This window comes from Chloroflexota bacterium, from assembly GCA_016219275.1.
In the GTDB taxonomy this organism is placed as follows: domain Bacteria; phylum Chloroflexota; class Anaerolineae; order UBA4142; family UBA4142; genus JACRBM01.
On the sequence record JACRBM010000069.1, the window covers coordinates 37,398 to 50,753 of the forward strand.

General features: G+C 57.7%; 10 protein-coding genes. 6 read left to right on the forward strand and 4 right to left on the reverse strand.

Annotation, left to right across the window (positions count from 1 at the left end; all coding sequences use genetic code 11):
- Positions 1-4: 4 nt before the first annotated feature.
- The 3 genes from HY868_19800 to HY868_19810 form a co-directional block, all read right to left on the reverse strand.
- The gene (locus HY868_19800) at positions 5-1,702 is read right to left on the reverse strand and encodes an extracellular solute-binding protein (GenBank protein ID MBI5304387.1); all 1,698 of its coding nucleotides are present in this window, start codon (positions 1,700-1,702) and stop codon (positions 5-7) included.
- A gap of 103 nt (positions 1,703-1,805) precedes the next feature.
- Positions 1,806-2,687, reverse strand: a complete 882-nt coding sequence (locus HY868_19805) for a carbohydrate ABC transporter permease (protein MBI5304388.1) — start codon at positions 2,685-2,687, stop codon at positions 1,806-1,808.
- 76 nt (positions 2,688-2,763) lie between these two features.
- Complete coding sequence (locus HY868_19810) at positions 2,764-3,699, reverse strand: sugar ABC transporter permease (GenBank protein ID MBI5304389.1); 936 nt, start codon at positions 3,697-3,699, stop codon at positions 2,764-2,766.
- A gap of 170 nt (positions 3,700-3,869) precedes the next feature.
- Here HY868_19810 and HY868_19815 point away from each other — a divergent pair, with 170 nt between their 5' ends.
- Positions 3,870-5,096 carry a response regulator gene (locus HY868_19815; GenBank protein MBI5304390.1) on the forward strand — a complete coding sequence of 409 codons (1,227 nt, stop codon included), beginning with the start codon at positions 3,870-3,872 and terminating at the stop codon, positions 5,094-5,096.
- Here HY868_19815 and HY868_19820 read toward each other — a convergent pair.
- The gene (locus HY868_19820) at positions 5,008-7,173 is read right to left on the reverse strand and encodes a response regulator (GenBank protein MBI5304391.1); all 2,166 of its coding nucleotides are present in this window, start codon (positions 7,171-7,173) and stop codon (positions 5,008-5,010) included. The genes HY868_19815 and HY868_19820 overlap by 89 nt on opposite strands.
- A gap of 290 nt (positions 7,174-7,463) precedes the next feature.
- Between HY868_19820 and HY868_19825 the strand changes: the two genes are divergently transcribed.
- The 5 genes from HY868_19825 (at position 7,464) to HY868_19845 (ending at position 13,180) form a co-directional block, all read left to right on the forward strand.
- Positions 7,464-7,844 carry a response regulator transcription factor gene (locus tag HY868_19825; GenBank protein ID MBI5304392.1) on the forward strand — a complete coding sequence of 127 codons (381 nt, stop codon included), beginning with the start codon at positions 7,464-7,466 and terminating at the stop codon, positions 7,842-7,844.
- A gap of 37 nt (positions 7,845-7,881) precedes the next feature.
- Positions 7,882-9,942, forward strand: coding sequence for a hypothetical protein (locus HY868_19830; protein MBI5304393.1), 2,061 nt, complete (start codon positions 7,882-7,884; stop codon positions 9,940-9,942).
- 62 nt (positions 9,943-10,004) lie between these two features.
- Positions 10,005-11,432, forward strand: a complete 1,428-nt coding sequence (locus HY868_19835; GenBank protein MBI5304394.1) for a hypothetical protein — start codon at positions 10,005-10,007, stop codon at positions 11,430-11,432.
- Positions 11,433-11,701: 269 nt separating this feature from the next.
- On the forward strand, positions 11,702-12,124 hold the full coding sequence (gene arfB / locus HY868_19840; GenBank protein MBI5304395.1) for an aminoacyl-tRNA hydrolase: 423 nt from the start codon (positions 11,702-11,704) through the stop codon (positions 12,122-12,124).
- A gap of 126 nt (positions 12,125-12,250) precedes the next feature.
- The gene (locus tag HY868_19845) at positions 12,251-13,180 is read left to right on the forward strand and encodes a carbon-nitrogen hydrolase family protein (protein ID MBI5304396.1); all 930 of its coding nucleotides are present in this window, start codon (positions 12,251-12,253) and stop codon (positions 13,178-13,180) included.
- Positions 13,181-13,356: the final 176 nt, after the last annotated feature.

Consider the following 13,356-nt stretch of genomic DNA (forward strand, 5'->3'; position numbering starts at 1 on the left):
ATGATTATTTTACCGCGTATCCCGCGTCTTGCAAAGTCTTCTTGGCTTCGGCTTCCCACTTGGCAGCGCCCAGACTGTCCAGACCCTTGAGAAAGTCTGCCCAGGACTGATCGGTCAGCGGCTTGGTTCCCAGGACGAATCCCAGGATGTTTTCATCGTAAAAGCGCTTGAGGTCCGCGCGGTTCGCCGGGAACGTGATCAATTTATCTGGCTTGGAATCGGTCCACGGTTGGCTCGAGAAGAACTGGTAGAATGACATGGGTGAAATCGTGCGACCGTTCTTGCTCTTGAAATCCACGTAGCGCGCTTGCACCTCTTTTGGATCGTTGACGTAGATCAATTGATTCCGCATTTGGGTCAGGTTCTGCGTGGCTTCGGCATTCCATGCCAACTTGGGGTCGGGCAGACCTTCGGTCGTCACCACGCCATCCTTGTCCAATTTGTAGTTGACGCCTTCCACGCCAAAACCATTCAGATAGTAGCCCTCCGGCGACGCCATCCATTCGAGCAACTTGGCGATGGCGGGACCTTTGCCGGCATCGGCGGCTTTTTTGGACATGGCAAAGATACTGCCGATCGCGCCATACGCGTCATAGTACGATTTTTTCCCGGTCGGTCCTTTGAGCGCGGGTAGCGGCGCCCATTCGCCGGTGGGAAAGTTGGCGTCGAACTTGACGTAGTTGGGTTGATTGGCGAGCGCCGCGAAATCTTCCCACATGATACCATACCGACCCTGGGCGTGACGAATGCGGAATTCGTCGCGATTGATCGTCGCCCAGTCTGGATCAATCACTTTGGCGTCCACAAATTGTTTGAACGCCGCGAGCGCCTTGGGAAAGTCTGGGTCGCGCACGTTCAGCCCGAACTTGTCCGGGTTGGCAAAGTTCCACAAGTCGGGCAAGCCATACGCGCCGACGAAAAAGTCGAACCGATTGCCCAGTCCCCACGTCCCGGAATCCCAGTAGCCGCCGAGTCCGTACGTATCGTTCTTGCCGTTGCCGTCCGGATCCTTTTCGGTGAATGCTTTGGCAACGACGAGCAACTCGTCAATCGTCGTCGGCGCTTTGAGTCCCAACTTGTCGAGCCAATCTTTGCGAATGACAAGACCCTCGCGGCGGGGCAGATTGGGCACTTCGACGGTACACATTTGTTTGCCATCAACTTTGGTCAAGGCGAGCGAGGCAGAGTCATAGTGCGTCTTGACGCGATTGGGCATTGCCTTCAGCACGTCGTCAATCGGCGCGATCAAACCCTGCTTGTTCAGTTCGATGCACTTGTTGCGTTCGCTCGAAGTACTGGCGGTCTGAAAGAAATCGGGCAAAGCATTCGCGGCGGCGGCGGCGTTGAGCTTGGTTTCGCCGTCTGCGCCGGTGGGAATGATCACGTACTTGAGATTGATGTTTAGTTTTTCGCGGATCGTCTTGTAACCGACCCAGCTTTCTGGGGGCGGACCTGCCTGGGTCGTGGTTGCCTGCGCCCACAGTTCGATGTCAACGGGCTTAGTCGCCGCCGGTGTCGGCGGCGCGGCGGTCGGCGCTGGCGCTTTGGTCGCGGCAGGCGCTGTTGCGCCGGACGCACCTGTCGTCGGGGCAGCCGCAGGCGGCGCTTTGGTCGGTTCGGCTGTTGGCGCGACACACGCCGTCAGCGCCACGATGGCAAGCGCGACCAACGCCATTCTGATGAACATGATTTTCTGACTCATCGAATTCCTCCTCGAATCGTTTGGTATCTTGGGAAACACATAATTGTGGTTGGGTTGATCAACGCGCGACAATCAAACTCCTCTCTTCACGCGACAAGTGAATTCATTCTTTCACACTGCCGACCAGGGTCCCCTTGGTAAAGTAACGCTGAATCCAGGGATAGACCGCGACCATGGGCAGCATCGTGAGCAAGACGGCGGCGGACTTGAGCGATTCGATGGACGCGGCGCGCGTGACGTCGTAATCTACGTACTCGCTGAAACTCGTCCCAACGAGAATGTTGCGGAGGAGGACGGGCAACGGCGTCAAGTTCGAATCGTTCAGGTATAGGATGGGTGTGAAGAATTCGTTCCAATATTGAACGGCGTAGAACAAACCAATTGTGAGCAGGATCGGTTTGGACAACGGCAGGATGACCTGCAACAAGACTTGCAAGTCGTTCGCGCCGTCAATGCGCGCGGCTTCTTTGATTTCGTCCGGAATACCCTCGAAAAAACTTTTCATCACGAGCACATTCGTCACGCCGATGGCGGGCGGCACGATGATGGCGAGAATATTGTTGATCCAGCCCAGCGTTCGCGCGACGAGCAAATAGACCGGGACCAAACCGACGTGAAACAAAAAGGTGAAGAGGATCAGTGCGATGATGAGATTCCGCCCCGGCAGGGTGCGCGTGGAAAGCGCGAACGCCAGCGGCACGGTGAGCACGAGCGAAAGCGTGGTGCCGGTGATGGTGATAATAATGCTATTGAGCGTCGCGCGCGGAAAGGTCGGATGCGTCAGCATCTGTTCGTACGCGCCCAACGACCACTCCCAGGGCCATTGAAACATGGGCACCCCGCCGCGATTGAAAACTTCTAATGGTGTAACCGAAGACATGATCACGCGCCACAATGGGACGATGATGATCAGTAAGACGACCAGTAGAAATCCGTTGACGAGCAATTGAAAACCTCGGTCTTCACGACCACTAATGCGGAACATATTCACTCCTAAAGAATGAACGCGGGGGGATGAAGGATGAACAACAATCGCCTTGATTCTGCATCCTGCGTCCTTGCTAGAATAGACTCTGGTTTGCCATCCGCTTGGCGGCGCGATTTGCAGTGACAATCAAGATCAAACCGAACACGCCCTTGAACAGACCAACTGCGGTCGCCAGACTGAATTGAAAGTCCAGAATGCCGCTCCGATAGACCCAGGTGTCAATGATGTCGCCGACGCTGTACACCGGCACCGAGTACAACACAAAGAGCTGACCGAACCCGGCGTCGAGGATATTGCCGATCCGCAGGAGTGTAATGAGCACGATCACCGGAACGATGCCTGGGATCGAGATATGCCAAATGCGTCGCCAGCGCGAAGCGCCATCCACTTCCGCCGCCTCGTACAAGTCGGGGTTGATGCCGAGCAGCGCGGCAAGATAGAGGATCGTGCTCCAGCCGGTTTCTTTCCAGATATCGGAACCAATGACGATCTGGCGGAACCAATCCGGCGATGTGAGAAACGAAATCGGTTGACCGCCCGCGGCTTTGATGGCTTCATTGATCATGCCGTTGCCGGGGGAAAACAATGAGAGCATCAGCCCAAACATAATCACCCACGATATGAAATGCGGCAGATACGTGATGGTTTGCACCAGCGAGCGGAAGAACATGAATCGCGATTCGTGAATCGCGATGGCAAGCACGATCGCGATGGGCAAGCCGAGAATGAGTTTGGCAGTGCTGAAGAAAACAGTGTTGACGAGCAACTGACTAAAATAGAACGAATTAAAAAAAGTCTCGAAATGCTGAAACCCGATCCACGGACTCGCTTCGACGCCGAGGAGGGGACGAAAATCTTTGAACGCGATTTGCGCGTTGTAGATGGGGATGTACCGGAAGATCACATAGTAGGCGAGCGGGGGAATGAGCAGCAGATACAACCAGCGATGCTTCCACATCGCGCGCGCGAGGCGTTTGAAGCGGATGGATAACGCGTCGGTTGGCACCATCGCGAGTTCGCGCGAAGCCGGTTTCAAAGCATATTCACTCATACACACCTCGTCGTGCTTTGACAAGCAGTTTAGCCGATGTTAGAATCGTAGCAGGTTGATTATAAACGATATGAACTGGCGCGCACGCCAACAATGCGCCAAGAATGCGCCATAGTGTGTACTCAAGTATGGAACTCGACAATTTTCGCAAACAAGTTAGAGATGCGCTAGAGCATCTGTACGATACCGCCTATCTCGAAACGCACCCGCTGTTGTTACAGTTTCCCAATCAACCCGCCGATAGCCGTTTGACGCGCGCACAAAAACTGCGCGGGCTGTTGAAAGAGGCGATTGAAGCGTTGCGTCCGCCAGAAGGATCGCCCGCCGGTTCGCCGGAATGGCGCAGTTATCTCGCGTTGCGTTATCGCTACGTGCAGGGTTTGAGTCACGGCGAAGTGGAGAGCGAACTCGGCATCAGTCTGCGGCAATTGCAACGCGAGCTTCACAAGGGTCTGGACGCGGTTGCAACGGCGCTGTGGGAGAAACGGGTCGCCTTGCCGGCGTCGGCGCCGGATGAAACGCAAGCCCTGGAGCGGGAGCTGAACGAGTGGCACATCTCGCGTCAAAATTGCGCGGTGCAAACCTTGGTGGACGATACGCTGTGGATGTGCCAGCCGTTATTCGCCGAACGCGGCATCCGCGCGCAGAACGATTTGCCCGCGCGCCTCGCGCCGGTGTACGTGGATGCGACGTTGACGCGCCAAGCGTTGTTCCACGTCCTGCGTGTGTTGGCGCGCGCGCCGGGCACGCTGACCCTGGATGCGCGTGAGGAGAGCAAAGAAACACATCTCGTTTTGCAAAGCGAGACGCCACGGATGTTTGAACGAGAAGCAAACTGGCGACTCGCGCAGGTAATTTGCCAACAACTCGGCATTCAACTGGCGGCGCGCCAGCTTGCCGAGGGGCGCACCGAAATTGCGTTGACGTTGCCGCGCGCGAGCCAGCCGCGCGTGTTGATGATTGACGACAATGCGGCGTTGCATACCTTGTTCGAGCGCTACCTCACGCCGCAGCACTATGAACTTTTGCACGCGTACAACGGTCAAACCGCGTTGCAATTGGCGGCGACGCGTCCCGATGTGATCACGCTCGACGTGATGATGCCGAACGTGGATGGCTGGCAAGTGTTGCGCGCGCTGACGAGCGACCCCGCAACCGCGCGCATCCCCGTCGTGATTTGCTCCGTGCTCAAAGAACCGCAACTCGCGTTCGCGCTCGGCGCGCGCGCGTACCTCAAAAAACCGGTAGACCGCAACGAGTTGGCGACTACGCTGGCGCGTCTGTTGTCGTCGGCAGACCGCGCAGCGGCAGAGTCGCCAACAATGCCTGCAGATAACTCAGCGTCTCGGTCGTAGATGCATCGGACTGGCGCGACAACTCGACGCGCAAGCCACCCTCCGGGTGTGTCGCCTCGGGTTGTTGCGCGCTCACGACAATCACCGGCACGTTTGCCAACCCTGGGTCGTTTTTCATCTCGCGGAGCAATGCCATCCCGTTCATCTCCGGCATTTGCAGATCGAGCAAGACCAAATCCACGGACTCGTTCCGCAAGCGCGTTAATGCGTCCTCGCCCCCGAACGATTTGATCGGACGATAGTTTTCCTCCGCCGATTGCAACATGCGCGCCAGCAGTTCCACGATTTGCGGGTCGTCGTCCACAATCAGCACGTTTCTCGCCGTGCGTTCCATGTTCGCGATTGCCTCGAGCAATTGCTCGCGCAACACCGGCTTGATGAGATAGTCCTGCACGCCGAGCGCCTGCGCGGCGCGTACGTTTCCGGACAAGGCGACGCGCAGAATCGGCAAATCGTCCGGCACGGTAAACGTGCGCGTCTCTTGCGCGTTCGCGATCAACGCGATCGGTTGATGTTCCGCGACCAATGCGCGCGCGTCGTCGTGATCGCCGAGCGCGAGCACGTCATAGTTGCTCAACTGCCGGCGCAACGTTCGCAACAATACCGGGTCGGGTTCGTAAACGAGCACTGCCTTGCGATAAGTCGCGCGCGTCGCGCGCGTCGTGGTCGTGACACGCCCCACGCTTCCCGACGGCATGATCGGCAGCGTAAAGTAAAACGTCGTGCCAATGCCGGGTTGACTCTCCAACCACATCTGCCCGCCGTGCGATTCCACGAGCCGTTTGCTCAACGGCACACCCAATCCACTGCCTTCGTGTTGGCGCGTCGTCGAACCATCCACCTGTCCAAATTCCTCGAACACTTTGGGAATGTCCTGTGATGCAATGCCCATGCCGGTGTCGCGCACCGCGATGCGAATATCGTCGCCGATGCGTTGGGCGCGAATCGTGACACCGCCATGATACGTAAAGCGACTGGCATTCGTCAACAGATTGATCAACACCTGCCGCACGCGCGTCACATCCATCCGCACGCGCGGCAAACCTGGGTCGCATTCGACGTTCAAGTCCAAATTCTTCGCGTGGTACAAATCGTGCATCAACGCAACCGCGCCGTCAATCACTTCTTCTAGCGCGGCGTCTTGCAAGATCAAGCCCAGGCGCTGCGCTTCGAGCGCGGAGAGATCGAGAATGTCGTCAATCAGCGAGGCGAGGTGGCGACTGCTCTGGTAAATCTGCTCGATGTCGCCGCGCAACGCGGGCGACCACGCGACGCCGCCGTACGTTTCCGGCGCGTTTGCCATCGTCTCGCTGAAACCGATGATCAGGTTGAGCGGCGTGCGTAACTCGTGGCTGATGTTCGCGGCAAATTCGGCTTTCAACTGGCGCGCAGTTTCTGCGCCGCTCCGCGCTTCGATGAGCGCGTAATTCATTTTTTCGATTCGCAGGTACGCGTCTTCCAACATCCTCAACGTGCGCGCGAGCGATGCACGTTCATCGCGCAATTGTTCGAGCAGTTCGCTGGCGCGGGCATAACTCTTACGCATCCAATCGAGCGCGAGGTGAATTTGATGCGAACCGATCCAGGCGGCGGACGCGGTCATCAAGGTCAGCGCAATCGGTGCGACAACTTGTTTGTTATCGAACCAGTCCGCGCCTTGTGCGTGCGCGATGCCAAGCACCGTCGCGCTCGCGACCGCGGCGACGATGAACACGTTGATGCCGGACACGAGCAAGCTCGACACGACGACGACGATCGGAAAATAGTATTGTGCGTCGCTTGCCGGATAAATCCATTTTTGTACGGCGAGCGCGGCAAGTAGTGTTGCGACGAGCCAGGGCAACGCGAGCGAGTAATGGTCCTGGCGCAACCAGATACTGCCGAGCGAACATGCCAGCAAGAGAAACGCAACGGCAAGTTGTTCCGGATGGTCGTAGGCACTCACGAGGAAAAACCATGCCAGCACAAAAATCACTACGGCGATTTCAAAAATCATGCCGCGCCGCATTTCGTTCAAATCGCCGGATTCGAAGGGCTGGGTTAACTGCGCGAAAAGATTGCGGACTTGCATTCGCATCACCTCTCTTGACGATACTGTACTTGAATTTGGCGGATTAGGCAAAACACCAACCCCCACCGACCCCCACCCTAACCCGCCCCCGCTATCGCAGGGGAGGGAACAATTCTCCCTCCCCCATTCGCCTGACGCGAAGCGTGGCGAACGGGGGAGGGTCGGTGGGGATTTATTTTGTTGAACTCAAAGTACGCGTTTCGTTGAGATATTTTTCTATCTGTTGATAGATGTATTTTGAAACGCAATCGGTTACACTCGCGCTAGACCTGCGAAGAGTGAATGAGCGTGAGATGATGTCCTCGACCAAACAACCTGCTATCGTACTAGTTGCTGCCAAACCGGGAATCATGCGTAACTCGCTGCAATCGTATCTCCGCACGATTCCACACATTCACGACATCGTGCTCGCCGATGACGCGCTCGCGGCTTTTCATGTGATTTGCTCCCATAAGCTGACGCTGGTGATCGTGGATGCGGATTTATCCGAAAGCGAAATGCTGGGACTGGTGTATCAAGCGCGCACCGAGAAACCGCATATTCAAATCGTCGCACTCGTCGAGAATATGCGCCAGCGCCAGTTGTGTTTGTCCGCCGGCGCAAATCACGCCTTGCTCAAGGGATTTCTCGACGAGCAACTTCGTCAAGCCATCTTGAGCGATTTGGAATCGTTCTGACCTTCGCCAGAGATGCGGCAAAAGAGAGAGAGCATTTATGGATCCGGAAACTCGCAAATGGATTTGGATCGTCGTGGGATTGTTGACGCTCGCCGCGTTGCTCGCCGCCGGGATTGTTTTCGTCGCGTTCGGCGCGCCGAGCAAACCGACGATCACCTTGGGCGCGCCGGCGAGTGGCGCGCAATTGAGCGAAGAACAAAACGTGATTGTCCGATCTACGTCTACCGATTCAAACGGCGTTGTGCGCGTTGAATTGCGCGTGGACGACGCAGTGGTCAAGTTGGAGAATGTTTCCATTCCACAAAAATCATTCGTCGTCGAGCAAGCATGGCAGGCGAAGCCGGGTCAACACACACTGAGCGTGCGCGCGTACAACGCACATGGCATCGTCAGCGATCCGGCGATGGTGCGCGTCAATGTCGCAGTAACCAATCCCACGCCCATGCCACCGATGCCAACCGCGATACCGTCACCCACCGAAGCGCCGCCCGGACCTTGCGCGAACAACGCGACTTTTCTTACCGATATCACCGTGCCCGATGGCACACCGCTTACGCCCGGTCAGGCGTTCAACAAAATTTGGCGCGTGATGAACAATGGCGCCTGTCCCTGGAGTGAGAATTATCAATTCGTCTTCGTGAGCGGCGAAGCCATGTCCACGCGTAATACGATTTCAGTGCCGTACACCGCGCCGGGCGCGACAGCTGATTTGATCGTGCCGATGACCGCACCCAACGTTGCGGGACCGCACGCCGGGCGTTGGCAACTGCGCGGCGACAGCGGCGCGTTCTTCGGCGCGTTGCTCGACGCGCGCATCAACGTGATCACGCCGCAACCGACGCCGCCCGCGTGTACCGGCAATCCGCAAATCGCATCGTTCACCGCATCGGCAACGACCATCGCGCCGCACACACTCATCGCGCTGAACTGGGGCGCGGTCAGCAACGCAACCGCGATCCGCATTGACCCTGGCGTCGGCGCGGTGACTGCGCCTGGGTCGTTCCAGGTTGTGGTGGACCACACGACGACGTTCGTGCTCACCGCGTATTGCGGTACGACCCCATCGAACGCGAACGTGACGGTGTACGTCCAAGCTACGCCGCCGACGCCAACGCCGATTCCGCCCACGCCCAAACCGGCATTCCGCGTGACGGGCGCAACCGCGACGGTGAATCCCTCGAATTGGACGGGATCGTGTCCTGGCACCTTCACCTACGCCGGCAATATCACGACGAACGATGCTGGGACGATCACATATCGCTGGGTCGGCTCCGGGAGTACGTCGCCTTCGCCGGTGATGTCGTTCAATGCGCCGAGCGCGGGCGCGTTCGCGCTCCCCGGTTATCAAGCGCAGTGGGGTTCGAAAGGCGGACAGTCGGCACAGTTGATGATCCTTTCGCCAAACTCACTCAGCTCGAACCAAGCATCGTTCACGAATAGCTGCGCCGATCCCAAGCCCGCGGCACCCGAAGCCCAGGTGCTCGAACCCAGCAATGGCTTTGTCGGCTCGACACTCGTGCCAGTCCACATTGCGTTCCGCGCGCGCGGCGCGAATAGTTTGCATCACATCACGCTCTTTGGCAATGGCGTACAGTTGGCGCAACAAACTTCGCCCGGCGCGACGAGCGAAATCCTGGGTCAGTTCGATTGGCGACCTGGCGCAGGCAGAGTTGAAATCTACGCGGTGGCGGAAGATGTGTACGGACAAACGACGCGCTCGGCGACGATTGTCGGCGAGATCAAAGCGCCCGCGCCTCCACCGACGCCGGCGCCGCCCACTCCGATTCCACCCACACCCGTCCCGGTCGTGCGCCGCAATATCAACGGTACCTGGGTCGCGGGTGATTATCAACTTACGTTGAACGAAGCGATTGGGTGTACCACCGAGTGCGCCGTCGCCGGCCAGTTGATGAAAGCGGTTTTGCCCGCGCCGGAAATTCACGCGGTCAGCGGTCATCTCAATACGAACAACGGCGTCGTGTCGTGGAGCGTGACGATGCCGGGTGGACAGAACTTTAACGGTACGGTGTCGGCAGACAGCCGCACCATGTCCGGGGCGTTGAGCGGAGTTGGATCGCTCACCTTTACGAAAAAGTGATAACACAACCTTGCGAAGGTTGATCGAGCAATTCGCAAATTGATTTGGGTTAGGGAGGTAAAATGAAAATCCAAAATTTGAAATGGTTCGTGCTCGTTATGTTGATGTTTGCGCTCGTCGCGTGCGGCGGGGGCGGGGGATCGAGCCGACCGACGGTTGCGGTCACTTCGATGAGTAGCAGTACGCCGACCGACGGTCAAATTGTGACGTTGCAAGTTTCGGCGATAGATGCCAAAGGCATCGCGGAGATCGAACTGACCGAGGGTGCGGATATGCTTGCGGAAGCGAACATTACGCCGCCGCAAAAAACGGTTATGGCGCCGTTGACGTGGCGCGCGTCGGCGGGACAGCATACGCTGACCGTGCGTTCGTTGAACCAGGATTCGATGTATAGCGATCCGGTGACGATCGCGATGAACGTCGCACCCGCGCCGGCTCCGACGATAGCGCCCGCGCCGACTGCCGCGCCAGTTCCCACCATCGCGCCAAATCCGCAACCGACGCCACCGCCCGCGCCGACGCAACCGCCGCAACCCGGACCTTGCACGAACGTGGCGCAATTCGTCGCGGACGTGACGGTGCCCGATGGTACGCAATGGATGCCGAATCAATCGTTCAACAAAATTTGGCGCGTGAAAAATGGCGGCACGTGTACGTGGACAACCAAGTATCAACTCGTGTTCGCGAGCGGCGAAGCGATGACCGGTTTGCGCGCAATGAACCTGGCGAACAATGTTGCGCCGGGACAAACGATTGATTTGCTCGTAACGATGGGCGCGCCAGCCACTGGCGGTTCACACTCGGGAATTTGGCAGATCAAAGATGAGAGCGGCGCGACCTTGAACTTGTTCTTGAAAGTTGCGATTGTCACGGTCTTGCCGCAACCGACGGCATGCATCCCGACGATTCAGTACTTTAACGCAGACCATGCCGTGATCAATCGCGGTCAATCCACTACGCTCATGTGGGGCTTGGTCGGCAACGCGAATCGCGCCGAAATTGATCAAGGCATCGGCGGCATCACCACGCCCGGCTTCAAGGTTGTCTCGCCGCAACAAACGACGACGTACACACTCTCGGCGTACTGCGGAGCAACGTTGCGCCAAGCCAGAGTGACTGTTTCGGTGAATCAACCTGTCCAGCCGACGCCAGTTCCGCCAACGCCAGTTCCGCCAGCACCGCCAACCCAGGTACCCGTCGTGCGCCGCAATGTCACCGGCACCTGGAACGCTGGAGTGTGGTCGGTGCAACTGAATGAAGCGCTCGGTTGTTCGAGCGCGCAGTGCGAGGTTGCTGGGACGTTGACGCACGGGGTACTCCCTGCGCCTTCAATCTTTGAAGTGCAAGGAACGATCAACGTGAATACCGGCGCGATCTCGTTCTCGGCAAATATCCCAGGTGGTGTGAGTTTCAACGGTACCGTCTCTGCGGACAGTCGCACTATGTCTGGCACATTGAGCAGTGTAGGTTCGCTGACGTTTACGAAATAGTTGCTGGCACAGCAAGCCCGGCGTGACACCGGGCTTGACCCGCTGTCAGAATCATCGTGCGGAGCGAAGCAAAGCATCGCGGTTCACGACAATCTATTCATCGCGGTTCACAACAATCTGTTCCTTTGCTTCGCTCTGAATTTCTTTATGATGTTCGAGCCAAGCAACAATCCAGGTTTCTTGAAGAAACCTGGATTTTGGCGAACAATCCTTCGCAAGCAAGTCGTTTGCCTCTGCATCGTTTTGTGATAAAATCGAAACACCAAACGATGATTCCTATCACCTCCACGATTTCGCTCGACGAGACCGAACTCCACGAAGAATTCATTCGCGCGTCCGGACCGGGCGGGCAAAACGTCAACAAGGTCGCGACCGCGGTGCAACTGCGTTTCGACGTGCGCCATTCGCCGTCACTCTCCGACGATGTGCGCGAACGTTTGACGCGCCTCGCGCACAATCGCATCAACGAACGCGGCGAACTCATCCTCACCGCACAACGATTTCGCACGCAAGAACAAAATCGCGCGGACGCGCGCGCGCGTTTGATCGCGCTCATTCGTCAAGCCGCGATTCCACCCAAAACGCGTCGCAAGACCAAGCCGAGTCGCGCGGCGAAAGCGAAACGCATCGAAGGCAAAAAACATCGCGGCGCGGTCAAGGCGATGCGGGGACGCGTGGCGAATCTTGATTGAAGCAACCAAGTAGGATCACGGGAGCAGAGGAGCAGGGGAGCAAGGGGGCAAGGGGGCAAAAGAGAGAATGGGAATATGCTCCTCTGCTCCCGTGCGCCCCTGCTCCCTTGCAAGAGGAAAATGAGGATGCCAGACCAAGCATCAATCCAAGTTGCAGTCGTCCAAGCCGCGCCGGTACTTTTCGACCGCGACGCGACCATCGAGAAAACATGTTTGCTTACGCGCGAAGCAGCCGAGCAAGGCGCGCGTCTGATTCTTTTTCCCGAAGCATTCATTCCCGCGTACCCGCGCGGGTTTTCATTCGGCGTCACGATTGGCAATCGCACGACCGATGGTCGGCGCTTGTGGCAACGTTACTGGGAAAACGCGGTGGATATTCCCAGTCGCGCGACGGAACAACTTGGCGAGGCGGCGCGGCAAGCGAACGCGTATCTCGTCGTCGGCGTGATCGAGCGCGAGGGTGGGACGCTGTATTGCACACTCGTATATTTTGCGCCAGACGGACACTTGCTCGGCAAACACCGCAAACTCAAGCCGACTGCCGGCGAGCGACTCGTCTGGGGCGAGGGTGACGGTTCGACGCTCACCGTTATCGAAACCGAGTTCGGCAAAGTGGGCGGACTGATTTGTTGGGAAAATTATATGCCGCTCGCGCGCGCGGCGATGTACCAAAAAGGTGTCGAGATTTATCTCGCGCCAACCGCAGACGGGCGCGACACCTGGCAAGCCACACTCATCCACATCGCGATGGAGGGACGCTGTTTCGTCCTGGGTTGCAATCAGTTCGTCGCCAAAGCGATGTACCCGACTGATCTCCCCTGCTACGACGAGTTGACGAATCTGCCGGACGTGATGTGTCGCGGCGGCAGCGCGATCATTTCGCCGATGGGTCGCGCGATTGCCGGACCGTTGTTCGATCAAGAAGGAATTTTGTACGCCGAGTTGGATCGCACACTCGTCTCGCAGAGCAAATTCGATTTCGATGCTGTCGGGCATTACGCGCGCCCTGACGTGTTTCAGTTGCATGTGAACGAAAAGCCAGGTCTGACATTCTGAGAGCATCACTTGATCCGCGAATTACGCGAATTTTCGACAGTGTAGCATGGCGACCGACAGGGGCGATTGAAATCGCCTTTGGTGGGCGTTCCGCCGGGCGTCCATCCCTCATTGCATTCGGGACAATTGCCTACGTGGACGCGAAATTCGCCCGCGTACTATAGCCCCGTAGCGAA

What these genes read in the sequence shown, in the direction of transcription:
- HY868_19830 (MBI5304393.1), top strand. Translation starts at nt 7,882, where the DNA reads ATGGATCCGGAAACTCGCAAATGGATTTGGATCGTCGTGGGATTGTTG.
- arfB (MBI5304395.1), top strand. Translation starts at nt 11,702, where the DNA reads ATGATTCCTATCACCTCCACGATTTCGCTCGACGAGACCGAACTCCAC.
- HY868_19820 (MBI5304391.1), bottom strand. Translation starts at nt 7,173, where the DNA reads ATGCGAATGCAAGTCCGCAATCTTTTCGCGCAGTTAACCCAGCCCTTC.
- HY868_19835 (MBI5304394.1), top strand. Translation starts at nt 10,005, where the DNA reads ATGAAAATCCAAAATTTGAAATGGTTCGTGCTCGTTATGTTGATGTTT.
- HY868_19825 (MBI5304392.1), top strand. Translation starts at nt 7,464, where the DNA reads ATGTCCTCGACCAAACAACCTGCTATCGTACTAGTTGCTGCCAAACCG.
- HY868_19800 (MBI5304387.1), bottom strand. Translation starts at nt 1,702, where the DNA reads ATGAGTCAGAAAATCATGTTCATCAGAATGGCGTTGGTCGCGCTTGCC.
- HY868_19815 (MBI5304390.1), top strand. Translation starts at nt 3,870, where the DNA reads ATGGAACTCGACAATTTTCGCAAACAAGTTAGAGATGCGCTAGAGCAT.
- HY868_19805 (MBI5304388.1), bottom strand. Translation starts at nt 2,687, where the DNA reads ATGTTCCGCATTAGTGGTCGTGAAGACCGAGGTTTTCAATTGCTCGTC.
- HY868_19810 (MBI5304389.1), bottom strand. Translation starts at nt 3,699, where the DNA reads ATGGTGCCAACCGACGCGTTATCCATCCGCTTCAAACGCCTCGCGCGC.
- HY868_19845 (MBI5304396.1), top strand. Translation starts at nt 12,251, where the DNA reads ATGCCAGACCAAGCATCAATCCAAGTTGCAGTCGTCCAAGCCGCGCCG.